The sequence below is a fragment of the Ruegeria aquimaris genome (genome assembly GCF_025751555.1).
GTDB classification, from domain to species: domain Bacteria; phylum Pseudomonadota; class Alphaproteobacteria; order Rhodobacterales; family Rhodobacteraceae; genus Ruegeria_B; species Ruegeria_B aquimaris.
Window position 1 is genome coordinate 91,884 of sequence record NZ_JAOWLB010000002.1, and the last position, 25,182, is coordinate 117,065.

Sequence of the window (25,182 nt, forward strand, 5' to 3'; positions counted from 1 at the left end):
CAAAGCACCGGAGACATTCCCATGACCAAGACCCTCACCGCCCAGGACCTCGCCGATACGTTCGACGCCTTCAACCGTCACGACGTCGAGGCCGTGATGACCCATTTCGCGGATGACTGCGTGTTCTACACCGTCGGCGGCGATCACGCCTATGGCAACAAGGTCGAAGGCGCCGAGGCCATCGCCAAGGCCTTCTCCGCCGTCTGGGCCGGAATGGCCGACGCCCATTGGGACCATCACGGCCATTTTGTCCACGGTGACCGCGCCGTGTCGGAATGGACCTTCTCCGGCACTGATGCAAACGGCATGCGGATCGAGGCGCAAGGCGCCGATCTCTTTACCCTGCGCGATGGCAAGATCGTGGTGAAGCAGGCGCTGCGCAAATCGCGCCCCGCCTTCAAAGCCTGACCAGCCCGCCGCCCTTCACACAGGAACACTCCCATGGCTCAAGATCTGCGGCCGCGTCACTGGCCCAAGGCCACCTACGATCCGAAATACGATCCGATCATCGATGCGGGCCCCGGCCACAACCGGGACCATGCGCCGACCTATTGGATCGGCACCGCCGGTACCCCGCCCGAGGATGACGGCCCGGTGTCGCACGACATGGATGTCGATGTCGTTATCGTCGGTTCGGGCTATACCGGTTTGTCGACTGCGATCCATCTCGCAAAGGAACACGGTATCAAGGCCACGGTTCTCGAAGCGAACACGGTCGCCTGGGGCTGTTCCACCCGCAACGGTGGCCAGGCCCAGATCTCGTCCGGCCGCCTCAAGCGGTCGCAGTGGATCGAACGCTGGGGTGTCGATGTCGCCAAGCGGATGCACGGCGAGGTCTGCGAGGCGTTCGAGCTGTTCAACGATCTGATCGGGTCGGACGATATCGACTGTGATCCGCAGCCGGGCGGACATTACTATATTGCCCACCGCGCCAAGGTGATGCCCAAGCTGGAAAAGGAAAGCAAACTCCTGAACGAGACCTTCGGCTATGGCTCGCGTATCCTCGGCCGCGAGGAACTGCACGAGGAACATGTCAAGGATCAGGAGGCCCATGGCGCCATGTGGGAGCCGGACGGCACCTGCATCCACGCGGGCAAACTGGCCTTCAGCTACATCCGCCTGGCGCGCAAGCTGGGGGCCAAGATCCACACCGCCAGCCCGGTGATGGGCTGGGTGGTCAAGGACGGCGTGCATCACCTGACAACGCCGGGTGGCACGGTGCGCGCCCGCGCGGTTGCGCTGGCCACGGCGGGCTATACGCCGCCGGGTCTCAACCACCGCACCAAGCACCGGCTGATGCCGATCCTGTCCAACTCGATCGTTACCCGCCCGCTGACCGACGAAGAGCTTGCCGAATGCGGGATCAAGACGCATTCGCCGCTCACCGACACGCGGACGCTGCGCCACTATTACCGGCTGCTGCCCGACGGGCGGATGCAGATCGGCAGCCGCAGCGCCATCACCGGGCGCGACGCCGAGAACCCCAGGCACCTCGCGCTGCTGCGCACCGGGTTGCACCGCAAGTTCCCGGCGCTGACCGATATCGACCTCGACTACTCCTGGTGGGGTTGGGTGGATGTCAGCCACGACATGATGCCGCGAATCTTCCAGCCCGACCGCGACCGCACCGTCTATTACGCGATGGGCTATGGCGGCAACGGCGTGATGTATTCCGCGCAGGCGGGCAAACGTCTGGCCGAGCTGGTCTCGGGCAAGGGCATTCCGGTCGATCTGCCGATCTTCTCCTCGCCGCTGCCCAGCCACGGCATCCTGACCCCGTTCCGCAGGCTCGGCCAGCGCTTCATGTACCACTGGTACCACCTGAACGACGAAATTCTCTGACTTCTCCCCTGTTTCCAAGATTGGAGCCCCAAATGAAAATGACCACCGAAGAGGCCTTTGTTAAGGTCCTGCAAATGCACGGCATCGACAATGCTTTTGGCATTATCGGATCCGCGATGATGCCGATCTCCGACCTGTTCCCGGCCGCCGGGATCAAGTTCTGGGACTGCGCCCATGAAACCTCGGGCGGGATGATCGCCGATGGTTACACCCGCGCCACCGGCAAGATGTCGATGATGATCGCGCAGAACGGCCCCGGCATCACCAACTTCGTCACCCCGGTAAAAACCGCCTACTGGAACCACACGCCGCTGCTGCTGGTGACCCCGCAGGCGGCCAACCGCACCATCGGTCAGGGCGGTTTCCAGGAAATCGAGCAGATGAAACTGTTCGAGGACATGGTCTGCTATCAGGAAGAGGTCCGCGACCCCTCGCGCATGGCCGAAGTTCTGAACCGGGTGATCGAAAAGGCATGGCGCGGCTCGGCGCCCGCGCAGATCAACATCCCGCGTGACTTCTGGACCCAGGTCATCGACATCGAACTGCCCCAGATCATCCGGCTGGAGCGCCCCGCAGGCGGCGCCGACGCGGTCAAGGCCGCGGCCAAGCTGCTCTCCGAGGCCGAATTCCCGGTCATCCTGAACGGCGCGGGCGTGGTCCTGTCGGGCGCCATCGACGCCTCCGCCCGTCTGGCCGAAGCGCTCGACGCGCCGGTCTGCTGCAACTACCAGCACAACGATGCCTTCCCGGGCAACCATCCGCTGTCAGTCGGCCCCCTTGGCTACAACGGGTCCAAAGCGGCGATGGAACTGATCCAGAAGGCCGATGTGGTGCTGGCCCTCGGCAACCGCCTGAACCCGTTCTCGACCCTTCCGGGCTATGGCATCAACTACTGGCCGACCCAGGCCAGGATCATCCAGGTCGACATAAACTCGGACCGGATCGGCCTGACCAAGAAGGTCGACGTTGCAATCCAGGGCGACGCCCGCATGGTGGCCGAGCAACTGCTGGCGCAGCTTGCCGACGGTGCCGGCGACAAGGGCCGCGCCGAACGCCGCGACCTGATCGCCACCACCAAGTCGCGCTGGGCACAGGAACTCAGCTCGATGGATCACGAGGATGATACCGACGAGGGCATCACCTGGAACGCCCGCGCCCGCGCGGCCAAACCCGACCACATGAGCCCGCGTCAGGCCTGGCGCGCGATCATGGCGGCGATGCCCGAAGACGCAATCATCTCCTCCGACATCGGCAACAACTGCGCCATCGGCAATGCCTATCCGTCCTTCAACAAGGGCCGGAAATACCTGGCGCCGGGCCTCTTCGGCCCCTGCGGCTATGGCCTGCCCGCGATCCTCGGCGCCAAGATCGGCTGCCCGGACACGCCGGTGATCGGCTTTGCCGGGGACGGTGCCTTCGGCATCTCGATGAACGAGATGACCGCCTGCGGTCGCGGCGACTGGCCCGCGATCACCATGGTGGTCTTCCGCAACTACCAATGGGGCGCGGAAAAGCGCAACACGACGCTGTGGTTCGACGACAACTTTGTCGGCACCGAACTGAATCTCGACGTCAACTATGCCAAGATCGCCGAGGGCTGCGGCCTCAAGGGCGTGCAGGTCACGACGATGGAACAGCTCACCGAGGTTCTGCGCACCGCCGTGCAGGAGCAGATGAAGGAGGGGATCACCACCTTTATCGAGGTCGTGCTGAACCAGGAACTGGGCGAACCCTTCCGCCGCGACGCGATGAAGAAGCCGGTTCAGGTCGCCGGGATCAACCGCGACGACATGCGCAGCCAGCAGGTCGCCTGATCGCCACCCCCTGACCCGAAAAGGGGGGGCGGGCATCACCCGCCCTCCCGTGTTCCAAAGACATATCCACCGGCCCAAAGGGCCGCCCCCGCGTGCCCTGGGCCACGCGGCATAGGAGAACTGACAATGGCTGTTTCGTTGACCGCCGCGAAATCTAGCCTGGCCGGGCTGCCCGCCACCCTGTCGGCCATTGGCCCGGGTCTGCTGGTTTCAACCGTGATCGCCGTGGCCGCGAAATTCCTGTCCGAGCATTATGGCGCCCCGGCGATGCTGATGGCGCTGCTCCTGGGGATCGCCTTTCACTTTCTGGCCGAAGACGGCAAATGCGTCGCCGGCATCGCCTTTACCTCGCGCACGGTCCTGCGGGCCGGGGTTGCCCTGCTCGGCGCACGGATCAGTGTCGAGCTGCTGATCGGGCTCGGGCCAGAGCTGATCGGGTTGGTCATTGCCGGTGTGATCCTGACCATCCTGTTCGGGCTGCTGGGCTCGCGGCTGCTCGGTCGCGGCTGGCGCTTTGCGCTGCTCACCGGCGGCTCGGTCGCGATCTGCGGCGCGTCGGCCGCCATGGCCATCGCCGCTGTCCTGCCCAAGAACGAACAATCCGAACGCAACCTCATCTTCACCGTGCTCGGCGTGACCGTCCTCAGCACCGTTGCGATGATCGCCTATCCGATCATCACCAACACGCTGGGCCTCGATGATGTCGCGGCGGGCGTCTTCCTCGGCGGCACCATCCATGATGTCGCGCAGGTCGTCGGCGCCGGCTTCTCGGTCTCCGAACAGACCGGCGAAACCGCAACCGTGGTCAAGCTGATCCGCGTCACCATGCTGGCCCCGGTGGTGCTGGTTTTCTCCCTCGCGATCCGCAGCTTTGCCGCCGCCGATCCGCAGGATGGCGGCAAGCGCCCGCCCTTGATGCCCTCCTTTGTGGTGATGTTCCTGATCCTGGCCGGGATCAACTCGTTCGGCCTTGTCCCGGAAATGGTGCGCACCGCGCTTGGCGATCTCTCCGCCTGGGCCCTGTTGATCTCCATCGCCGCCGTCGGCATGAAGACCTCACTCAAGACCATCTTCGAAGTGGGCGGGCAGGCGATCATCCTGATCGTGGCCGAGACACTCTTCATCGCCGGGTTCATCCTCTACGGGATCACCCATTTCATCGGATAAGAAGGGATGCGCATGACCACCCATGTCATTGATTTCGCCGCAGAGCCGCAGGAAACCAGCGAACGGCGCCTGGCCGATCTGCCGGGCCGCGTGGTCGAAGGTGACCCCCATCACGTCACCCGGCTGCGCCATACCAGCCCCGACGGCACCTGCCTGGCAGGCACCTGGACCAGCACGCCGGGCAAGTGGCACGCCTTCACCGACCGGGACGAGTTCTGCTTCATCGTGTCGGGCCATGTCAGGCTGATTGCCGAAGACGGCCACGCGCAAGAGTTCCGCACCGGCGATTCCTTTCTGATCCCGAACGGCTTTCGCGGCTACTGGCAGGTGCTGGAAACCACGACCAAACATTTCGTGATCCGCGACTACGCCCCCGCCTGACCGACGCATGCCGACCGCCTTTGGCGCGTCAGGACCGGCCGACCTGAATTCAGGGCGGCCGGTCTTGCCGTTTGCAGGCCCCCGGGTACTGGCATCGGGCCGCGGAACGTGGCAGGACTGGCCCCCAGGAACACAGCGGGGAGCGAACGGCATGAGCACTTTCGGCAAGGGTTGCCATCTGCATCTGATCGACGGATCGGCCTTTATCTTTCGTGCCTATCACGCGCTGCCGCCGCTGACGCGCAAATCCGATGGCCTCCCTATCGGGGCCGTGTCGGGTTTCTGCAACATGCTGCAACGCTATGTCGATGGCGATCATGGTCCCGATGCACCGACTCATCTGGCGGTGATCTTCGACAAGGGCAGCCACACCTTCCGCAACGACCTCTACGACCTCTACAAGGCCAACCGCGAGGCGATGCCCGAGGACCTGCGCCCGCAGATCCCGCTGACCCGGGCCGCAACCGAGGCGTTCAACATCCCCTGCAAGGAGTTGGAGGGATACGAGGCCGACGACATCATCGCCACCCTGTCGCACCAGGCCCGCGACGCGGGCGGCCGGGTCACCATCGTCAGTTCCGACAAGGACCTGATGCAGCTGGTGGGCGACGGGGTCGAGATGTTCGACGCCATGAAGAACAAGCGCATCGACCGCGACGGCGTGTTCGAGAAATTCGGCGTCTTCCCCGACCGCGTGGTCGATGTGCAGGCGCTGGCAGGCGACAGCGTTGACAACGTGCCCGGCGCGCCCGGCATCGGCGTCAAGACCGCCGCACTCCTGATCAACGAATTCGGCTCGCTCGAAGAGCTGCTGAACCGCGCCGAAGAGATCAAGCAGCCCAAGCGCCGCCAGACCCTGATCGAGATGCGCGCGCAGATCGAGCTTTCGAAACGTCTGGTCGCGCTTGACGCCAACACCCCGCTCGATTTCACGCTGGACGATCTGGAACTGCGCGACCCGGACCCGGAAAAACTCCTGGGCTTTCTCGCCGAAATGGAGTTCCGCACCCTCACCAAGCGCATCGCCGACAAGCTGGGCGCCGAGGCGCCGGTGATCACCGAGGCCCCGGCCCCCGCGACAGAGGATGCACCCGCCCCCGAACAGCCGCCCTTTGACGCATCAAAATACGAATGCGTGCGCGACGCCGACGCGCTGGCCAAATGGATCGACCAGGCGCGCGAACGCGGCTGGGTGGCGGTCGATACCGAAACCACCAGCCTCGACGAGATGCGCGCCGAACTGGTCGGTATCTCGCTGGCAATCGAACCGGGCGCCGCCTGTTACATCCCGCTGGGTCACCGCGACGGCGATGCAAACGACCTCTTCGGCTCCGACAAGCTGGCCGAGGGGCAGATGCCGCTGCAAGAGGCGCTCGATCTCCTGAAACCGGTGCTCGAGGATGACGCGATCCTCAAGATCGGCCAGAATATGAAATACGACGCCAAGATCTTTGCCCGTCACGGCATCGACGTCGCGCCCATCGACGACACCATGCTGATGTCCTATGCGATGCATGGCGGCAAGCACGGCCACGGCATGGACGCGCTCAGCGAGATGTATCTCAGCCATGTGCCGATCCCGATCAAGCCGCTGCTGGGGTCCGGCAAATCCGCGATCACCTTCGACAAGGTGGCGATTGACGATGCCACCGCCTATGCCGCCGAGGATGCAGACATCACCCTGCGCCTGTGGCAACTCTTCAAGCCGCAACTGCACCGGGTTCAGGTCACCACAGTCTACGAAACGCTCGAACGCCCGCTGGTGCCGGTGCTGGCCGAGATGGAAATGCACGGCGTCAAAGTCGACCGCGACGTGCTCAGCCGGATGTCGAATGCCTTTGCCCAGAAAATGGCCGGGCTCGAGGCCGAGATTCACGAACTGGCGGGCGAGCCCTTCAACGTCGGATCACCCGCGCAGGTGGGCGAGATCCTGTTCGACAAGATGTCGCTGCCCGGCGGTACGCGCGGCAAGACCGGCAAGTATTCGACCCCGGCTGACGTGCTCGAGGATCTGGCAACCGAACATGAAATGCCCGCGCGCATCCTCGACTGGCGGCAGCTGCAAAAGCTGAAATCAACCTACACGGATGCGCTGCAAGGACACATCAACCCCGATACCGGGCGGGTCCATACCTCGTATTCGATCACCGGCGCCAATACCGGGCGGTTGGCCTCGACCGACCCGAACCTGCAAAACATCCCCGTCCGCACCGAGGAAGGCCGCCGCATCCGCGAGGCTTTCGTGGCCGAACCGGGCAACGTGATGGTAAGCCTCGACTATTCCCAGATCGAGCTGCGCATCCTGGCCCATATCGCCGATATCCCGGCGCTGAAACAGGCCTTTGCCGACGGGCTCGACATCCACGCGATGACCGCGTCCGAGATGTTCGACGTGCCGCTCGCGGAAATGACGCCCGAGATTCGCCGCCGCGCCAAGGCGATCAATTTCGGCGTGATCTACGGCATCTCGGGCTTCGGTCTGGCCCGCAACCTGCGTATTCCGCGCGCCGAGGCGCAGGAATTCATCGACCGCTATTTCGAGCGTTTCCCCGGCATCCGCACCTACATGGACGACACCATCGCCTTCGCCAAGGAACACGGGTTTGTGCAGACCCTCTTTGGCCGCAAGATCCACACGCCCGAGATCAACGCCAAGGGGCCGCATGCGGGCTTTGCCCGCCGCGCCGCGATCAACGCCCCGATCCAGGGCACGGCAGCCGACGTGATCCGCCGTGCCATGGTGCGCATGCCCGATGCCATTCGCGATCTGCCGGCGAAAATGCTGCTCCAGGTGCATGACGAACTTCTGTTCGAAGTGGCCGAGGACGCGGTTGATGCCACCATCACCGCCGCCCGCGACGTGATGGAGGGCGCCGCCGATCCGGCGGTGCGGCTTGATGTGAAACTGGTGGTGGACGCGGGACGCGGCGCCAACTGGGCCGAGGCGCACTAAGCCGCGCTCAGCCCTCGGCGCGCACCAGCGCCGCGACCATCCGGCGGGTCAGCGGCGCCACGAACAGCAGAACCACAAAGGCGGTGGGCCAGGCGATCCCCCAGGCCCCCATCCACTTGCCTGCCATGTCATCACTCATCCCCACCGCGCGCAGGGTCGCGATGCAGGTGACGATGCAGGACATCAACCCCGACATGATCAGTGCAAACAGGATCGGGGCAAAACGGGCGGGGAACATCGGACAGCCTCACTTCATATTCCTATGGCCGAATACAACTCTCGCCCGCAAAGCGCAACCTTCTCACGGCACACCTGATCCGGACAACACGGCCTCGTGAACCAAGGAGCGATCGGGGCTTGACGACTCAATTACGGACATATTTTATCCGCTTTATGAAACACACCGAAGGACTGGAATGGGCGGCGCATGCCTGTAGCCTGCTGGCCGCCCTGCCCCCCGACACCCCGCTGCCCGCCCGGCTTCTGGCAGAGTTTTTTGACCTGCCCGAGCCCTATCTGGCCAAGCAGATGCAGAAACTCTCGGCCGCCGGCATCGTCGAAACCCGCCGCGGGCCGCGCGGTGGCTATGCCTTGGCCCGCGCCCCGGCCGAGATCACGTTGTTGCAGATGGTGCAGGCCATCGACGGCGAGACGCGGCATTTCACCTGTACAGAACTGCGCCGCTGCGGGCCCAGCGGGGTCGACGATTCGCAGTACCTGCGCCCCTGCGGCATCGCCCGGTCCATGTGGCGGGCCGAGGCGGCGTGGCGGCGCGAACTGGCCGATGTGACGCTGGCCGATATCCTGAAGATGGGGATGCAGGACACCCCGCCGGAACAGGCCGCCAAGGCGCTGGCCTGGTTCCAAGACAAGCTTTCACAAGACACGACCGCCAAGGAGTAGGCGCCATGATCGCCCGCAAGATTCACCGCTGGAACGGAGCGGTGTTCGCCGCTTTTCTGCTGCTGCATTTCATCACCCACCTGTCCGGGCTATGGGGGGTAGACGCCTATAACGCCACCCAGGATGCACTGCGCCTGATCTATCGCAACCCGGTGGTCGAACCGCTGGTTCTGGCCTCGGCGCTGGTGCAGATGGGTCTGGGGCTGAAACTGCTGATCGCCCGCATCCGGCGCGGTCTGCGCGAATCCTGGGCGCGGGCACAGGTGATCTCGGGCGGGGTGGTGCTCTATTTCATGACCGAACACCTCATCGCGCTGGTGCTGGCGCGTTGGGTCGACGGGCTGGACACCAATTTCTACTGGCCCGCCTCGGTGATGAGCGGCGCGCCCTTCACCTGGTATTTCATTCCCTATTACAGCCTGGGCGTGATTGCCCTGTTCGTGCATCTGGGTTGCGCCTTGCGGTTGATCCTGCTGCGCCAGGGCGCGCGTGCACAGGCCCGCGCGGCATTCTGGGGCATGACACTTGCCGGGGGGACCATCGCCGCCCTGATCGTGGCGATGCTGCTGGGGGCGTTCTACGACATCACGCTGCCGCCCGAATGGCTGGCCTATCTGCGCCAGTTCGTGCCCGGCTTTACCCCCTGAAACGACAAAAGGCCGCCCGTCGGGGCGGCCTTTGCCTTTGAATCACTCAGGTTCAGATCCCGGCGTCGATGATCGCCTTGGCCAGGATCGGCACCGTCTTGGCGTTCAGCCCGGCGATATTCATCCGGCTGTCGCCCACCATATAGATGCCGAACTCGGTCCGGAGCTTCTCGACCAGCTCGGGCGCCGCGCCGATGCGCGAGAACATGCCCCGGTGCTGCGCGATGAAGCCGAACCGGTCCGAGCCGCTCAGCCGCTGCAACTCGTCGGCCAGTTGCTGACGCAGACCCAGCATCGACAGGCGGATTTCCTCCAGCTCGGCCATCCAGTCGGCGCGCAGCGCGTCGTCGTTGAGGATCGTCGTCACCACCCGCGCCCCATGATCGGGCGGGAAGGAGTAGTTCTGACGGTTCAGAAACGCCAGGGTTGCCTGGTTCAGCGCGGTCTGGCCGCTGTCCTGGCTCACCGCCATCAACAGGCCGGTGCGCTCGCGATAAACACCAAAGTTCTTGGAACAGGACGCCGCGATCAGGCATTCCTTGACCGACGCGGCCACCAGCCGGGTGCCCTGCGCATCTTCCTCCAGCCCGTCGCCAAAGCCCTGATAGGCGATGTCGATCATCGCCACCAGACCCTTGGCATTGATCAGCTTCACCACCTCTTGCCACTGGCTCAGGTTCAGGTTGGCGCCGGTCGGATTATGGCAGCAGCCATGCAGCAGCACCACGTCGCCCGCGCGCGCCTGACCAAGGTCAGCCAGCATGCCCTCGAAATCGACACCACGGCTGTCGGCATCGAAATAGCGATAGGGCACCATGGTCATGCCCAGATAGTTCAGGATCGAGATATGGTTGGGCCAGGTCGGGTCCGACACGAAAACCCGCGCCTCGGGGCTGGCCATCTTGATCAGCTCGAACGCCTGCCGACAGGCACCGGTGCCACCCGGCGTGGCCGCAGCGCCCACATTGGCGCGCGGCACCGCATCGCCCAGGATCAGCTTGATCATCGCATCCGAATAGGCCGGATCGCCGATCAGCCCGGTATAGGATTTGCTTTCCTGGCTCTCCCACACGATCTTTTCGGCGGCCTTGACGGCGCGCATCACCGGGGTCACGCCCTCGGCGTTCTTGTAGACGCCAACGCCCAGGTCGATCTTGTCGGTGCGCGGATCGTCCTTGTACATCTGCATCAATGCAAGGATCTTGTCCGCAGGCTGCGCCTTGAGGTTTTCGAACATCAGTTCTCTCCAGTTGCGACGGGCAGGGTCGGGAAGGCACCCCATTCAGCCCAGGAGCCGTCATAAAGCGAGTGATCGGTCTTGCCCAAACGCTGAAGCGCCAGGCTGAGAATGGCCGCCGTCACGCCCGAGCCGCAGGTGGTGATCACCGGCTTGGACAGGTCGACGCCTGCGGCCTCGAACACGGCGCGGCAGTCGGCGGGCGATTTCATCGTGCCGTTCTTGTTCAAGAGCGTGCCAAAGGGCACGTTCTTCGACCCCGGGATATGGCCGCCACGCAGACCTGGGCGCGGTTCGGGATCGGTCCCGGCAAAACGCCCGGCCGAGCGGGCATCGACAATCTCGTGATCGTGCAGCTTGGCCGCCGCCGACACTTGTGTCACATCGCGCACCAGATGGTTCTGTACCCGCACCGTCATGTGACGGTCGCGCACCACCGGCGGCAGATCCTCGGTCTCGCGCCCCTCGGCCTGCCATTTCGGCAGACCGCCATCCAGCACCGCGATATTGTCCTGCCCCATCAGCTTGAACAGCCACCACACCCGCGCCGCCGATTGCAGGCCCAGCGTGTCATAGACCACCACCTGGTGGCCATCGCCAACGCCCATCGCCCGCAGACGCGACATGAACTTCTCGACCGGCGGCACCATATGCGGCAGGTCCGACCGATGGTCCGAGATATCGTCGATGTCAAAAAACCGCGCGCCGGGGATATGGGCGGCGTCATATTCGGCCTTGGCGTCTCGGCCAAGATGCGGCAGGTGCCAGGACCCATCCAGAATCCGCAAATCGGGATCCTTCAGATGGGCGGCGAGCCAGTCGGTGGAAACCAGTGTTTTCGGATCGTCCTGCATAAGAGCCTCCCGATTGCGCGCTGTTTTGTCCCTATCGAACCCGTGGCGCGGGTTCAAGCGGCGATGGCGGGCCTGCGATGCGCGGTCACGGGGCCTTCGCCCTGTGCGGCGATCCGGGCGATGCCGTCCGCCAACGGCTCATAGGCCACCGCCATGTCCTTGCCGTTGGCATGCAGGATCCACCCGGCATCGGCCACCAGAGCCACATGACCCGTCCAGAACAACAGATCGCCCCGCTCGGGCGGCGTACCCGCAGGCAACAGCCCCCCGACCGCGCGCGACTGTGGCCCGCTGTCACCGGGGCAGTCGATCCCGCAGGCCAAGAGCGCCGCCTGCACCAGCCCGGAACAGTCGATCCCCCAGCGGCTGTCACCGCCCCACAGGTAAGGCGTGCCCAGAAACAGCTCGGCCACCGCGACCGGATCGGTCATCCTCTCTCCGACCTGCATCAGGTGCTGCACCGGGATATGGCCATGCGCGGTCTCGGCAAACCGTCCCGTCACCGCGCGCACCGCAACCCGCGACCCGAAACTGATCGCCATCCGGTCCGGGCTTTTCAGATCGGCCTCGGTATAGGCATGGGTCGAGGGCGCGCTGACCCAATGGGTCGGCTCCGTATCTTCGCCCAGTGCCGTGGCAGGAACCCAGCCTTCGTAGCCGTCCTTGGCGGCGCGGATACGCACCCAGCCCTCCGAGACCTCCAGAACCTCCACCCGCTCGCCCAGCAACACCTGCCGGTCGCGCGGCCCGTCGGGCCGCCGCAACAGGTCCACGATTGGCCGGATGACAGCCCGGCCGCTCACAGGTTCAGGATCCGGGGCAGCGCGCCCAACAGGGCGCGCGGTCCTTGCCCGAACCCGCCCTTGGTCCGGCCCGGCGCATTGGCCTGCTGCCACGAAAAGATGTCGAAATGCATGTAACGCGCCGCCACGAACCGGCGCAAGAACAGCGCCGCGGTGATCGACCCCGCCATGCCACCGCCAGGCGCATTGTCCAGATCGGCGATCCCCGGCTCGATCAGTTCCTCATAGGGCGTGTGAAACGGCATCCGCCAGACCGGATCGGCGGCGCCCGCCGCCGCCTCGCCCAGCGCCCGGGCCGCCGCGTCATCATCGGTATAGAACGGCGCCAGGTCCGGCCCCACCGCCACCCGCGCCGCGCCGGTCAGCGTCGCCATCGAGATCACCAGATCGGGCGCCCCCTCGTCGGCCAGCGCCAGCGCATCGGCCAGCACCAGCCGCCCCTCGGCATCGGTGTTGTTGATCTCGACCGTCAGCCCCTTGCGCGAGGTCAGGATATCGCCGGGCCTGAATGCATTGCCGGCCACCGCGTTCTCCACCGCCGGGATCAGCACCCGCAGCTGCACCCGCAGACCCAGCGCCATGATCATCCGCGCCAGACCCAGCACATTGGCCGCGCCGCCCATGTCCTTTTTCATCAACAGCATGCCCGAGGCCGGTTTCAGGTCCAGCCCGCCAGTGTCGAAACAGACCCCTTTGCCCACCAGCGTCAGCTTTGGCCCGGCCTCGCCCCAGCACATCTCGATCAGGCGGGGCGCGCGCACCGCCGCCCGGCCCACCGCATGGATCATCGGAAAGTTATGCGTCAGCAGGTCGTCGCCTACGACCGCCGTGCAACTGGCCCCGAATTCCGCCGCCAGCGCCTCGGCCGCCGCCTGCAAGGCATCCGGCCCCATATCCTGCGCGGGCGTGTTGACTAGATCGCGGATCAACGCCTCGGAGGCCGCCAGCACCTCGAGACGCGCCGCATCGACCCCTTCGGGCGCAACCAGCCGGGCCTTGGCCGGAGATTGCGACTTGTAGCGGTCAAAGGCGTAGCCGGTCATCAACCAGCCCAGCGCCTCAGTCGCCGCCGCCTCGGGCGGCAGGCCCGAGGCGATACGCCACGCGCCCTCGGGCAGCTTTTCGGCCGCGGCGGCCAGGACGAACCGCTTGCGCGCTCGGGTCTCGGGCTTGCCATATCCCGCCAGCGCCGCCACCGGCGCGCCCCCGTCTCCGGGGATCAGCAGCGCCTGACCGATCGCCCCGGTAAACCCGCTGGCCCGTACCCAGGCCGCCACCGGTTCCGGCTGGCCTGCCAGCCAGCCATCAAGCCCGGCCTGATCAATCACATGCAGGGGCCGTACAGCAGCGTCGGCGGGGGCGAATTCAAGCGGCATCGGTACACCTCGGGTTTGGAACACGCGCCCAGACTAGCCACAGTTGGCCCGCCCGCAAGCCCCACCGAAGGCCCGGACCCGGTCAGATCGACATGTCCTGCAAATCCCAGACCTCGGTCAGCGACCGCTCGCCGACCCGGATCAGCCGGAACAGCACCGCGCTGGTCGCGACCGGATCGCCATTGTCCACCGCGTCCGTCACGCTGCGGGCCACCCGGGCCAGCGCCACCATGCCGATCTGTTCCGCAATCGCGATCAGCGAGCGCGCGCATTTGCGCAGGCTCCGCCAGTCGCCCTGGCGCCAGTGCCGCTCACAATGCGACAGGCGCACCGCCAGTTCCTCGATGGCGCGACAGACCACATCCTCGGCCCCCGCGTCGCCCAATTGCCGATAAAGCCCGCCCAGACGCTCCGGGTCCAGGCGCACAGATTCGCTCTGTACAAGCGTCACGATCTTTTCCACCACAGTCTCACCCAATCTTTCGTGCCCCCACGACACGCCTCACACCGTGGTCCAAAAGAGGTTTGCAAAAGGTTGCGGCTGCGACATGAAATATCTCGAATTTTCTGTCAAACTGGCCTAAAGCCACCTGCAACCCAAGACCAGACAGGAAGACCCTGATGAAACGCGCCCGCCCCCTGCCCAGCTATCTGGTACAACGCTACCACGGCTGGAAAGCGACGACCTATGCCGAGAACCAAGTCTGGTACCGGCGGCTGGCCAGCGAGGGACAGCGCCCGCGCGCCATGGTGATCTCGTGCTGCGACAGCCGGGTGCACGTGACCTCGATCTTCGGCGCCGATCAGGGCGAGTTCTTCATCCACCGCAACGTCGCCAACCTGGTGCCGCCCTACCTGCCCGACGGCGATCACCACGGCACCAGCGCGGCGGTGGAATATGCGGTCACCGTGCTGAAGGTGGCGCATCTGATCGTGCTCGGCCATTCGCAATGCGGCGGGGTCAAGGGCTGCCTCGACATGTGCAAGGGCCACGCACCGCAGCTGGAGGTCAAGGAAAGCTTCGTCGGCCGCTGGATGGATATCCTCAAGCCGAAATACGAACACGTGGCCGCGATCGCCGACGAGGACGAACAGGTGCGCCAGCTGGAAAAACACGCGGTCGTGGCCTCGCTGGAAAACCTGATGACCTTCCCCTTCATCACGTCGGCGGTCGACGACGGCACCCTCAGCCTGCATGGCCTCTGGACCGATATCGGCGAAGGCGGGCTGCAATGCTTCGACCCGGCCGCCGACAGGTTCGTACCGGTCTGATCCAGACCGCATGCGCTCCCGCCTGCCGCCGGATCTGACGATCCGCGGCCGTTGGGCCGGGCGCCGCTGACGCGGCGGGCGACAGGCCGCGCCCGTCCATCCAGATACCGGGACGGTCCGGCACCGTTCGCGAGCCCGCGTCGTTTCAGTCCAGCACGTGGTCGACCGGCTCCAGCCGGGGCGGGGCGGGGCGCCCCAATGCGTGACACACCGCGATTTCCATCACCCGGCACATCGCCCTGAGCGGTATTCCGTTGGGTTGATCCCGAAACGGATGCTCCAACTCGTGCGTCACCTCGGCCAGGCCGAAAAACACATAGGCCACGACCGCGGCCACCAGGGGCTCGAACCAGCCGGCGCTGTCCAGCAGCGCAAAGGGAAGCAGCCCACAATAGAGATAGGTGGCACGCCAGACCAGCAGCGAATAGACAAAGGGAAGCGGCGTGGTCATCAGCCGTTCGTTCCCGGCCTGTGCCGCCGGAAAACAGGCCAGCCGTTCGGCCAGCGCCCGTTGCCCCCAGCCGTCGATTCGCCCGCCTTCGGCCATCTCGCGCAACCGGTCGGCCACCGCGCGCAGGGCGGCATCGGGCGGATTTCCATCCCGCAGCAGCGCCTGCGCCGTCTCCGCGCCGACCCAGCGCGAGACGTCTTCCTCAACCCGGTCACCGCGCAACTGCGCCCGATGCAGGTGATGAAAGGCCAGGATATGGTCGAGGACAAAGGCTTCGTCCGCTCCCTTGCCGGTGAATATCCGCAGCTCCTGCGCCAGGCTGCGCAGGTCGGCCACCATCTTGCCCCAGAGCTTGCGCGCCTCCCACCAGCGGTCATAGGCGGCATTGTTGCGGAACCCAAGGAACAGCGACAGCGACAGGCCAAAAACGCCCATCACCGCAATCGAGACATGCGGCATCGCGATCAGGTAGCGGTCGATCAGCAGAACCGCCAGCGCCCAGAGAGTCGCGGCAGCGATATTCGGCAGGATGCGCGGCACCACCGACCCCTTGAGGATCAGGAAAACATCGCGACGCCTGGGTGTATCGCGGACGATCACGCCCGCCCCCAATCCTTGTCCTGCATCTCGCGCAGGCGCGAGGCGGTGCGTTCGAATTCGAACGTGCCCTCGCCCTCGACATAGAGCATCTCCGGCTCGGCCGCCGCCGAACAGATCAACCGCACCCGCGCCTCGTAAAGCGCGTCGATCAGGGTCACGAACCGCTTGGCTTCGTTGAAATTGTTGCGGCTCAGGCGCGGGATGTCTTCCAGCACCAGAACCTTGACCGCCTCGGCGATAGCCAGGTAATCGCCCGGTCCCAGCATCCGCCCGCAGAGGTCATAGAAGCTGGCCCGCCCGATCCCGTTGCGAAATGCCGGCAGCTCCACGTCGCGGCCCTTGACCTTCAGGATCAGCGGCCCGCCCGCACCGCCCGTCAGATCGCGCCAGATCGCCGCGATCTCGCCCCGCGCCGCCGGGCCGATGGGCGTGAAGTAGACCCGCGCGCCCTCCAGCCGGTTCTGCCGGTAATCGGTGGGCGAGATCATCTCCCACACCCGCATCCGCTCCTTGATCAGCTCGATGAAGGGCAGGAACAGCTGTCGGTTCAGCCCGTCCTTGTACAGATCGTCCGGCACCCGGTTCGAGGTGGTCACCACCACCACCCCCGCCGCAAACAGCGCCTCGAACAGGCGCCCCACGATCATCGCGTCGGTGATATCGGTGATCTGCATCTCGTCAAAGGCCAGCACCTTGACCGAGCGGATCACCGCATCGGCGACAGGGGCCAGCGCATCGGCCACGCCCTTGGCGCGCGCCTCGTGCATGCCCGCGTGGATTTCCTGCATGAAGGCATGGAAATGCACCCGGCGCACCGGCACCGTATCGCCCAGCGCCTCGACAAACAGATCCATCAGCATCGACTTGCCGCGCCCGACCCCGCCCCACAGGTACACCCCCCGGGGCGGCGGCGGCGCCTTGCGGAACAACCCGCGTTTTACCGGGGTGCTCAGCGCTTCGTAAATCCGGTCGAACTCGGCCAGCGCCGCTTCTTGTGCGGTATCGGCATGCAAGGTGCCCTCGGCCACACGGGCGGCGTAAAGATCGGAAACAGCGGTCATTTTGCAGCCATACCCAACCTGCCCGGCCTTGAAAAGCGGCGCCTTTTCACCGCTCGCATCAATTTTCGTTAATGATGCCCGCAAAACTCCTGAATTGACGCCGCCGCGTTTGGACTTAGGGTCCGCCAGACAAGAATACCGGAGACCGCCAATGGACCGTTCGGCCCGCCTGATCAATCCGATCCTGATCGTCAGCTGCGTCATCATCACCGTCAGCTTTGCGGTGCGCGCCTCCTTCGGCGTGTTCCAGATCCCGATTGCAGAAGAGTTCGGCTGGCTGCGCTCGGATTTCTCGCTGGCCATCGCCATCCAGAACCTTGCCTGGGGCATCGGCCAGCCGATCTTTGGCGCCATCTCGGAAAAGATCGGCGACCGCAAGGCGATCTTCCTCGGCGCGCTCCTTTATGCTGGCGGCATGGTGCTCAGCGCCTGGTCGACCACACCGCTCGAACATCAGATCTATGCCTGGGCGGTGGGGTTCGGCATCGCGGGCACCGGCTTTGGCGTGATCCTCGCGGTAGTTGCGCGGGCCTCAAGCGACGAGAACCGCTCAATGAGCCTCGCCCTCATCACCGCCGCAGGCAGCGTGGGCCAGGTGATCGGCGCACCGACGGCGGAATGGCTGCTGACCTTCCTGCCCTGGCAACAGGTGTTCATCGTCTTTGCGGTGGCGGTCCTGGCGCTGGTCCTGACCCTGCCGATGCTGCGCGCGCCCGAACCGGCCAGCAAGGCCGAGCTGCAAGAGAGCATGGGCCAGATCCTGGCCCGCGCCTTTCGCGACCCGTCCTATACGCTGATCTTTCTGGGCTTTTTCAGCTGCGGCTATCAGCTCTCGTTCATCACCGCGCATTTCCCAGCCTTCGTGACCGAGATGTGTGGCCCGATCCTGCCCGGCGGCGTGCTGCACTCGATGGGGATCACCACCACCTCGGCGCTTGGCGCGGTGGCCATCTCGCTGGTGGGGCTGGCCAATATCGCAGGCACCCTGACGGCGGGCTGGGCGGGCAAGCATTTCCCCAAGAAATACCTGCTTGCCTGTATCTACACCGCCCGGACCGTGATCGGGGCGGTGTTCATCCTGCTGCCGATCACGCCGCTGTCGGTGATCCTCTTTTCGGTAGCGATGGGCTCGCTCTGGCTTGCCACCGTGCCGCTGACCTCGGGCCTTGTCGCGCATCTCTACGGGCTGCGCTACATGGGCACGCTCTATGGCATCATCTTCCTCAGCCACCAGTTGGGCGGGTTCCTCGGCGTCTGGCTCGGCGGGCGGATGTACGACCTTTACGGCGATTACACCATGGTCTGGTGGATCGGAGTCGGCGTCGGCGCCTTCAGCGCCATCGTCCACCTGCCGATCCGCGAGAACCGCGCGGCAGTTCCGGCCTAACCCCGGATCAGCGGCGCCTTGCGCGCCGCCTCCCACTCTGCGCGCGGATCGTCCAGCCCCGCATCCCGCCGCAACCTGGGCGACAGTTGCTCTGCACCCGACGCGGGGCGCAACAGCGCCCCGAAGCCGCCCAACACCCGGCGGCCCAAGCCCCGGAACACTCCGGCGACATGCCGGGGTGAAACCTGAACAACGATGCCCGTCCGATGATCCAGATGTGCCATGTCAAACCTCCGTCGATGACCTGACCCCATCTTGCGCCCGTCCGGCGCGGCCGCTCAAACGCCGTTCCTTGACAGCCATTGTTCCAAAAAGTCACAAAGGGTCATGTCCCGCACCCTGCCCCCGCTGAATGCCCTGCGCGCCTTCGAGGCGGCAGGCAGGCTGGGCAGCTTCACCCGGGCCGCCGCCGAGCTGAACGTGTCGCATTCCGCCATATCACGGCATGTCCGCGGGCTGGAGGAGCGGCTCAACGTCCATCTCTTTCGCACCCGTAACGCCGGCGTCGAACTCACCGATCAGGGCCGCGCCTATCTGGCGCAGATCACCCCGGCCTTTGATCTCATCGCCGAGGCGACCGAGGCGCTCTCGGTCCCGCCCCAGGGCACGGTGACGCTGACCACCGAAAGCACCATCGCCCAGAAATGGCTGGTTCCCCGGTTGGGCAGGCTCCGGGCGTTGCACCCCGATATCAGTCTCGAAATCTCTGTCAGCACCCAGGTCATGGATATCGAGGCGCATGATTTCGACATCGGCCTGCGCTACCTGCGATCCGACCCGCCGCAGGGCTATGACCTCCTGCTGCCCTCCATGGTCCGCGCCTATGCCGCGCCCGATTTCGCACCGATGACGGATGGCCAGCTCGATCTCGCCGCGCTGGCCCATGGCCCGCTGATCGAGGAAGCGACCTTCCGCCTCTGGCCCGCCTGGTTCGAACAGGCCGGGCTGGCCGAGCTTCCCCCGCTCGACCTGCCCCATCCGCTCAGCGCGCTTCTGGCGATCCAGTCGGCGGTCTCGGGCCTCGGCGCCGTGCTCATGGACGAAAACCTGTGCGAACCCGAACGCCGCTCGGGCGCACTGGTCGCGCTTGCGCCGGTGGCGCTACGCTTCGGCGGCTATTACCTTGCCGTCAACAGCCGCGCTCAGCGGCGCAAACCGGTGCGCGCGGTGCGCCAATGGCTGATCGACGAGGCGGCAGAAGCCTGACAATCGCTTTCCCGACTGGCCGTCAGACGGACAGGCAGATCACCCCTGACCCTGCCATTTGTCCAGGATATAACGGCTGGTCATCAGGTCCAGATGCGCCCCGCCACCATTCTTGAACAGCGTGATGTCGTCCCGGCCCGCCTTGAACGCGTCCAGCTCGTAGAAATCGGCCAGCACGTCCTTGCGCGCGATCACCCCATCGGCCAGCGGCATCATCAGCTCGCCGATGTGGTTCACGGTGGTGTCGAAACTGTCGACAAAGATGCGCGCGCGGCGCATCGCCTCGTCATCGGCCTCGCGCATGTCGGGCCGATAGGCGCCGATCAGGTTCAGGTGCTGACCCGGGCGCAGCCATTCGCCGCGAATGACCGGTTCGCTCGACATGGTGGCGGTGACGACGATGTCGGCCCGGTTCACCGCCTGCGCCAGATCGTCGACCACCTCCAACCCGTCATACCGCGCCGCCACCTCCTCGGCCTTCGACCGGGTGCGGTTCCACATCTTCAGGGCCGCCTTGGGGAACCCGGCCCCAAACGCCTCGCACAGCGACAGGCCCACGGTACCCGCGCCCACCACCAGCACCTCGCGCGCGTCGGGGTCGGCCAGCCGCAGCGCCGCCAGCAGGCTGTCGCCCGCCGTCTTCCACTTGGTCACCAGGTGGAAATCGACCAGAGCCGACAGCGCCCCGTCGTGGTCGCTATAGAGGTTCACCGCCCCGTTGATCATCGGATCGCCCCGCTCGGGGTTGCGCGGAAAGATATTGGCGGTCTTGACGGCAATCCCCAGCCCGTCGATCCAGGCCGACCGCGTCAGCATCGTGTCGGGATCGCGATACAGGAACGTATCGCCGATCTGCGCCTTGGGCAGGCTATGCCCATCGGCCAGCGCCCGCGTCAGTTCCAGCCAGTCCAGCTTGGCCTCGCCCTCGGCAAAAGGAATATGGATAATGCTCATGCGGCCTCTCCTTCGGTCAATAACCCCTCGGCCACCAGGCGCGCGGCCCAGCCCTCGGGTCCCGTGAAATGATGCACCTGCCAGCCACGGACGCGGGCGGTGTCGATATTCTCGGCCCGGTCATCGGCAAATAGCAACCGCTCCGGCGCCAGCCCGCAATCGGCCTCGACCGCGGCATAGATCGGCGCATGCGGCTTCACCATCCGCATCCGGCCCGAGACATAGGCCCGGTCGAACTCGGTCAGGAACGGATAGACCGTGCAGGCATAGTCGAAATTCTGAACCCCGAAATTGGTCAGCGCAAAAACCGGCACGCCCTTGCTCCTCAGCGCCCGCATCAGGCGCACAGAATGCGGGATCTCGGGCGTAGCCAGCTCGATCCAGCTGTCATGCCAGGCCCGGATCTCGTCGCGCCAGCCGGGATACTTCTCGGCCCAGTCATAGATCGTGTCGGTGAAATGATGGCCCTGATCCACCAGGTCGTTCATCCCGTGCAGGTCCACTTCGGCAAACATCGCCTGCCGCCGCGCCGCGCCGATGGTGCGGTCGTAATAGCGCTCGGGTTGCCATTCGATCAGCACATTGCCGATGTCGAAAATGACGGCCTCGATGGTCATGACACATTCCTCAACTCTGCGACCTGGGACGCGGACGGCTCGGGGTACGGCCACGCCGTGTCTCGCGCCAGACTGAAACAAGACCGGCGCCAATGATCAACCCGGAACCGACCCAGACCTCGGCACCCGGCCATTCGCCAAAGATCAGCACGCCCCAGAGCACCGCCATCGGCATGGTGATATATTCGAACGGCGCCACCAGCCCCGCCTCGCACAGCCGATAGGCCTGCGCCGTCAGATAGCCGCCAACCGACCCCACGACCCCCATCGCCAGGAAATACTTCCAGTGCTCCGGTGCGGGCCAGCGCCATTCCCGCAGGATGAAATCCAGCGCCGCGCTGTCGCCCTTGGCAAACCGTCCGTCACCCAGCGTCAGCCCCACCAGCGCGCTTACCACAAGAAAGGCCAGCAAGGGGTAGAAGGTCAACGTCGCCCCCCGATCCGCGCCGCCCGCCCGGCGCGTCAGCACATGCAGCGTGGCATAACCGCAGGCGCCCAACAGCGGCAGCACCGCCGCCGGCTGGAACGCCTCGGTTCCCGGCCGCATGATCACCAGCACACCCAGGAAGCCCGCAAACACCGCGCCCCAGCGCCACGGCCCCACCCGCTCGCGCAGGAACAGCACCGACAAGGCGGTCACGATCAGCGGCGTGGCAAAGGCGATCGCCACCGCCTCGGCCAGCGGCATCACCGCCAGCCCGGTAAAGAAAAACAGATTGGCGCAGAGCACCGCGAAACTGCGCGCCATATGCAGGCGCGGCTGCCGGGTGCGCAACACCTGCACCCCGCCCTCCAGCGGCACGAACACAGCCAGCAACACGACCATCGCCACCACCGAGCGGATCAGCACCATCTGGTAGAGCGGATAGTCCCCGGAAAAGAACTTGAACACCACGTCGATGACGGAAAAGCAGATCCCGGCGCCCATTGCCGCCAACAGGCCCAGCACGTTCACCCTGACCTCGCCACTCATCCGCCCGCTCCCTTGCCTGCCCGCCAATCCCTGTCCCAAAAGACCGGCAGGGACAAGCGCAGAACCTGGGCGAACCGAACCGCATCTGCTTCTTTCTGGTTGCAAATACTCAAAAACGCGAGGCAAAGCCTCGCACCTCCCCGGTCTCACAAGGGGTCAGGCCCGGTCCGGGCGATGCTCCTGTCGCAGCATCTCGATCAGCGCATCGGCATCCTGCCCGGTCAGTTTCGGCAGCTCTTCGCAGACATGGTACCAGGGCAGTTGCGTATCGGCATAGATATGCCGCGTCATACTGGCCTCTGCAGGGCGGTCCAGACTGCCCACCGTGACATTCGTCAACCAGTCATCCTCGGCCCGCAACGCCTGCCAGACGATGCGCGACCCGCATTCGGCGCAAAAGCCGCGCTTGCCATCGCCCGAGGACACGTAATAGCGCGGCTCCTCCCCAAGGTAGCGCAACGTGCCCGCCTTGATCAGCACCGTGATCTCGGCGGGCTGACCGGTACTGCGCTGGCAGATCGTGCAATGGCAGATATACCCGTTATGCAGGAAAACCTCCGCCTCGTACCTGATCCTGCCGCACAGGCAGCCGCCAGTCACATGTGTGGCTTGGTGTTCCATGTACCGCTTCTCCCAAAGGGTCCGCGACATGCGTCGCAGGATACCCGCAGCCTAGCACGAACCACGGATTCCAGCGCGGGGCAATTCGTGCCGACTGCCGCTTTCCGGGCGCGGCACGCGCATCCCTCAGGGCGCCGGGCGCGAGCTCCCGTCCCGCAGCGCCGCCCGGATCTCGCGCTCCAGCGCATCCAGGAACCGCGAGCGGTCGGCCTTGGAAAACGGCTTGCCACCGCCCGCCATACCCAGCGGGTTGGCCGCGCGCAGATCGGCCATCAGGTCGCGCATCGCCAGCTGTTGGCCTATGTTGGCCGGGGTGAATGCCTCGCCGCTATGCCGCAGCACCCGCGCCCCCGCCGCCACGCATTTCGCCGCCAGCGGGATATCGGCGGTGACCACCACGTCCCCCAGCCCGGCGCGCTCGGCGATCCACATATCGGCCACGTCCGGCCCCTCGGGCACCACCACGGTCTCGACCAGCGGATTGGCCGAGGGGCGCAAGCCCCCGTTCGACACCAAGACCATGGGCAGCCGGTGTCGGGTGGCCACACGCTCGGCCTCGGATTTCACCGGGCAGGCGTCGGCGTCGATGTAAAGCGTTGTCATACCGGGCTCTCTACAGGCTCTTGCTGCTGGTTAGAAGACAGGAAACCCCGCAAAAACAAGTACCCGGCCCAGGACCGCGGGCTCGGGCCTCAATGCTGAGTCCGCTTACTGGACCGGTGCGCCAAGCACATTGACAAGGTGATCGATGAACACCCGCACCTTGGCCGGCATGTAGTTCCTGTGCACGAACACCGCGTAAATCGGCTGATCGAGCGTCTGGTATTCAGGCAATATGCGAACCAGTCGGCCGTCTGATATCATCTCCGCGACCAGATAATCGTTGATCAGACCAATGGCGCCGCCAGTCAGAACAACGTTCCGCGCGGCATTCGGAGAGTTGACGAGGAACCTTTCCGGCAAGCTGAACGAGAGTTTTTCGCCTTGATACCAGAAATCATTTTCGCGCCCCCAGTTTCCGCTGACCTGCTTGACCACTAGATGCTGCTCTAACGCGTCCAGTGTGTCCGGCTCCCCGTGCCGCGCGACGTATTCAGGCGTGGCAACAAAAACGAGTTTCTGCGAAAAAATCTTGCGGGCTTTCAGCGACGAGACTTCCAGCCCGTCAGAGCCGCCAATACGAATTGCCAGATCATAGTGTTCCTGTACGAGATCAACCTTTCGGTTGGAAATCTCCAACTCGACCCGGACGTTCGGGTATAATTGCATGAATGCCGGGATCGCGGGTGCGACCCGCTCCTGTCCAAATGCAACCACGCTGCTGACGCGCAGATGCCCGCGCGGGGTGTGTTGGCTGTCACGAATTTCGTCGGTTACGGCATCCAGCTCGTCAACCAGCGCTACACCGCGACGCAACAGCAATTCACCTTCTTCGGTCAGGCTGACGTTGCGTGTCGATCTGGTAAAAAGCCGTATTCCAAGGTCCTCTTCCAGTTCTGAAATCAGACGGGTTACAGACGGCGGAGAAGAGTTGAGCACCCTGGCGGCGGCGGCGAAACCGCCTTGCTGGGCAACTTCACGAAATGCGCGCATACACTGAAACTTGTCCATGAGTCGATTAAACCGGATTCTGGAATGGTTCATTCAAAGATACACGCGTTCTCCCAAATTCGAAAATCCGTACCCTGAACTTACAGCAGAAACGCATATGGATCAGGAGAACGGACAAATGTTTGAACGCCATCACTTCAGAACCAATCAAGGCATAACTTCTGAATACGGCCACGGCAGAGTTGCTCTTGGGCGCCACGAAATCCGGAAAGAACGATATCTTGCGGAAAAGCGCGCGCGTCTGGAGGCCGAGGCAAGCGCACGAAAGGACCAGTTTGCCGCGGCCCCAAAAGAGGCCGTTGAAATTGCAATCTGTCATCTTCTTCGGTCGGTCTCACGCTGGTTTGCGCAGCGCTTCTCGACCGATGGCGCCCTCTGAGAGCAAACCGGCAGCCGGGCCGGTCATCCGAAGGGTTACCTACTCCCCCCGGCGGGCGTCGATACCTGCGTAC

27 protein-coding genes are annotated in these 25,182 nt (G+C 64.9%); 12 read left to right on the forward strand and 15 right to left on the reverse strand.

The window, feature by feature from the left end:
- Positions 1-21: 21 nt before the first annotated feature.
- The 6 genes from OE747_RS03295 to polA all read left to right on the forward strand — a co-directional run bounded on the left by OE747_RS03295 (position 22) and on the right by polA (position 8,157).
- Complete coding sequence (locus tag OE747_RS03295) at positions 22-408, forward strand: nuclear transport factor 2 family protein (RefSeq protein WP_263827179.1); 387 nt, start codon at positions 22-24, stop codon at positions 406-408.
- Positions 409-441: 33 nt separating this feature from the next.
- Positions 442-1,842 (forward strand): NAD(P)/FAD-dependent oxidoreductase, encoded by a 1,401-nt coding sequence (locus OE747_RS03300; protein ID WP_263827180.1) that lies wholly within the window; start codon positions 442-444, stop codon positions 1,840-1,842.
- A gap of 32 nt (positions 1,843-1,874) precedes the next feature.
- The gene (gene xsc / locus OE747_RS03305) at positions 1,875-3,656 is read left to right on the forward strand and encodes a sulfoacetaldehyde acetyltransferase (protein WP_263827181.1); all 1,782 of its coding nucleotides are present in this window, start codon (positions 1,875-1,877) and stop codon (positions 3,654-3,656) included.
- Between the two features lie 126 nt (positions 3,657-3,782).
- Positions 3,783-4,823 (forward strand): YeiH family protein, encoded by a 1,041-nt coding sequence (locus tag OE747_RS03310; RefSeq protein ID WP_263827182.1) that lies wholly within the window; start codon positions 3,783-3,785, stop codon positions 4,821-4,823.
- A 12-nt stretch (positions 4,824-4,835) separates the two neighbouring features.
- Positions 4,836-5,204: a cupin domain-containing protein gene (locus tag OE747_RS03315; RefSeq protein ID WP_263827183.1), complete on the forward strand. Its 369-nt coding sequence runs from the start codon at positions 4,836-4,838 to the stop codon at positions 5,202-5,204.
- Between the two features lie 151 nt (positions 5,205-5,355).
- Entirely contained in the window at positions 5,356-8,157 is a 2,802-nt protein-coding gene (gene polA / locus OE747_RS03320) for a DNA polymerase I (protein ID WP_263827184.1), read from the forward strand.
- Between the two features lie 7 nt (positions 8,158-8,164).
- On the opposite strand, the gene OE747_RS03325 is transcribed toward polA, so the two are convergent.
- Entirely contained in the window at positions 8,165-8,395 is a 231-nt protein-coding gene (locus OE747_RS03325; protein WP_263388960.1) for a DUF2798 domain-containing protein, read from the reverse strand.
- Positions 8,396-8,550: 155 nt separating this feature from the next.
- Between OE747_RS03325 and OE747_RS03330 the strand changes: the two genes are divergently transcribed.
- Both OE747_RS03330 and OE747_RS03335 read left to right on the forward strand, forming a co-directional pair.
- Complete coding sequence (locus OE747_RS03330; protein WP_263827185.1) at positions 8,551-9,060, forward strand: RrF2 family transcriptional regulator; 510 nt, start codon at positions 8,551-8,553, stop codon at positions 9,058-9,060.
- A 5-nt stretch (positions 9,061-9,065) separates the two neighbouring features.
- Entirely contained in the window at positions 9,066-9,707 is a 642-nt protein-coding gene (locus OE747_RS03335; protein WP_263827186.1) for a hypothetical protein, read from the forward strand.
- Between the two features lie 52 nt (positions 9,708-9,759).
- Here the strand turns inward: OE747_RS03335 and OE747_RS03340 are convergent, their stop codons facing one another.
- The 5 genes from OE747_RS03340 to OE747_RS03360 form a co-directional block, all read right to left on the reverse strand.
- Positions 9,760-10,944 (reverse strand): amino acid aminotransferase, encoded by a 1,185-nt coding sequence (locus OE747_RS03340; protein ID WP_263827187.1) that lies wholly within the window; start codon positions 10,942-10,944, stop codon positions 9,760-9,762.
- A complete protein-coding gene (gene sseA / locus OE747_RS03345) occupies positions 10,944-11,798 on the reverse strand; it encodes a 3-mercaptopyruvate sulfurtransferase (protein WP_263827188.1) in 855 nt (284 codons plus the stop codon). The genes OE747_RS03340 and sseA overlap by 1 nt, the downstream gene beginning before the upstream one ends.
- A gap of 53 nt (positions 11,799-11,851) precedes the next feature.
- Positions 11,852-12,601: a C40 family peptidase gene (locus OE747_RS03350; RefSeq protein WP_263827189.1), complete on the reverse strand. Its 750-nt coding sequence runs from the start codon at positions 12,599-12,601 to the stop codon at positions 11,852-11,854.
- Complete coding sequence (locus tag OE747_RS03355; RefSeq protein ID WP_263827190.1) at positions 12,598-13,977, reverse strand: leucyl aminopeptidase family protein; 1,380 nt, start codon at positions 13,975-13,977, stop codon at positions 12,598-12,600. The genes OE747_RS03350 and OE747_RS03355 overlap by 4 nt, the downstream gene beginning before the upstream one ends.
- A gap of 82 nt (positions 13,978-14,059) precedes the next feature.
- Positions 14,060-14,455 (reverse strand): hypothetical protein, encoded by a 396-nt coding sequence (locus OE747_RS03360; protein ID WP_263827191.1) that lies wholly within the window; start codon positions 14,453-14,455, stop codon positions 14,060-14,062.
- Positions 14,456-14,598: 143 nt separating this feature from the next.
- On the opposite strand from OE747_RS03360, the gene OE747_RS03365 reads away from it, so the two are divergent.
- Positions 14,599-15,249 carry a carbonic anhydrase gene (locus tag OE747_RS03365; protein WP_263827192.1) on the forward strand — a complete coding sequence of 217 codons (651 nt, stop codon included), beginning with the start codon at positions 14,599-14,601 and terminating at the stop codon, positions 15,247-15,249.
- A 145-nt stretch (positions 15,250-15,394) separates the two neighbouring features.
- On the opposite strand, the gene OE747_RS03370 is transcribed toward OE747_RS03365, so the two are convergent.
- Both OE747_RS03370 and zapE read right to left on the reverse strand, forming a co-directional pair.
- Positions 15,395-16,300 carry a bestrophin family protein gene (locus OE747_RS03370; protein ID WP_263827193.1) on the reverse strand — a complete coding sequence of 302 codons (906 nt, stop codon included), beginning with the start codon at positions 16,298-16,300 and terminating at the stop codon, positions 15,395-15,397.
- The gene (zapE, locus tag OE747_RS03375) at positions 16,297-17,361 is read right to left on the reverse strand and encodes a cell division protein ZapE (RefSeq protein ID WP_263827194.1); all 1,065 of its coding nucleotides are present in this window, start codon (positions 17,359-17,361) and stop codon (positions 16,297-16,299) included. Before zapE ends, OE747_RS03370 begins: the two co-directional genes overlap by 4 nt.
- A gap of 151 nt (positions 17,362-17,512) precedes the next feature.
- Between zapE and OE747_RS03380 the strand changes: the two genes are divergently transcribed.
- Positions 17,513-18,748: an MFS transporter gene (locus tag OE747_RS03380; RefSeq protein WP_263827195.1), complete on the forward strand. Its 1,236-nt coding sequence runs from the start codon at positions 17,513-17,515 to the stop codon at positions 18,746-18,748.
- On the opposite strand, the gene OE747_RS03385 is transcribed toward OE747_RS03380, so the two are convergent.
- Positions 18,745-18,972: a hypothetical protein gene (locus tag OE747_RS03385; RefSeq protein ID WP_263827196.1), complete on the reverse strand. Its 228-nt coding sequence runs from the start codon at positions 18,970-18,972 to the stop codon at positions 18,745-18,747. The genes OE747_RS03380 and OE747_RS03385 overlap by 4 nt on opposite strands.
- Before the next feature lie 103 nt (positions 18,973-19,075).
- Here OE747_RS03385 and OE747_RS03390 point away from each other — a divergent pair, with 103 nt between their 5' ends.
- Complete coding sequence (locus tag OE747_RS03390; RefSeq protein ID WP_263827197.1) at positions 19,076-19,954, forward strand: LysR substrate-binding domain-containing protein; 879 nt, start codon at positions 19,076-19,078, stop codon at positions 19,952-19,954.
- A gap of 39 nt (positions 19,955-19,993) precedes the next feature.
- On the opposite strand, the gene OE747_RS03395 is transcribed toward OE747_RS03390, so the two are convergent.
- The 6 genes from OE747_RS03395 to OE747_RS03420 all read right to left on the reverse strand — a co-directional run bounded on the left by OE747_RS03395 (position 19,994) and on the right by OE747_RS03420 (position 24,730).
- A complete protein-coding gene (locus OE747_RS03395) occupies positions 19,994-20,908 on the reverse strand; it encodes an ornithine cyclodeaminase family protein (protein WP_263827198.1) in 915 nt (304 codons plus the stop codon).
- The gene (locus OE747_RS03400) at positions 20,905-21,525 is read right to left on the reverse strand and encodes an HAD family hydrolase (RefSeq protein ID WP_263827199.1); all 621 of its coding nucleotides are present in this window, start codon (positions 21,523-21,525) and stop codon (positions 20,905-20,907) included. The genes OE747_RS03395 and OE747_RS03400 overlap by 4 nt, the downstream gene beginning before the upstream one ends.
- 10 nt (positions 21,526-21,535) lie before the next feature.
- Entirely contained in the window at positions 21,536-22,498 is a 963-nt protein-coding gene (locus OE747_RS03405; RefSeq protein WP_263827200.1) for a DMT family transporter, read from the reverse strand.
- A gap of 156 nt (positions 22,499-22,654) precedes the next feature.
- Positions 22,655-23,119 carry a GFA family protein gene (locus OE747_RS03410; RefSeq protein WP_263827201.1) on the reverse strand — a complete coding sequence of 155 codons (465 nt, stop codon included), beginning with the start codon at positions 23,117-23,119 and terminating at the stop codon, positions 22,655-22,657.
- A gap of 126 nt (positions 23,120-23,245) precedes the next feature.
- Positions 23,246-23,722, reverse strand: a complete 477-nt coding sequence (locus OE747_RS03415) for a YaiI/YqxD family protein (protein WP_263827202.1) — start codon at positions 23,720-23,722, stop codon at positions 23,246-23,248.
- A gap of 105 nt (positions 23,723-23,827) precedes the next feature.
- Positions 23,828-24,730, reverse strand: a complete 903-nt coding sequence (locus tag OE747_RS03420) for a LysR family transcriptional regulator (RefSeq protein WP_263827203.1) — start codon at positions 24,728-24,730, stop codon at positions 23,828-23,830.
- On the opposite strand from OE747_RS03420, the gene OE747_RS03425 reads away from it, so the two are divergent.
- The gene (locus tag OE747_RS03425; protein ID WP_263827204.1) at positions 24,729-25,109 is read left to right on the forward strand and encodes a hypothetical protein; all 381 of its coding nucleotides are present in this window, start codon (positions 24,729-24,731) and stop codon (positions 25,107-25,109) included. The two genes, OE747_RS03420 and OE747_RS03425, sit on opposite strands and share 2 nt — an antisense overlap.
- Positions 25,110-25,182 lie beyond the last annotated feature (73 nt).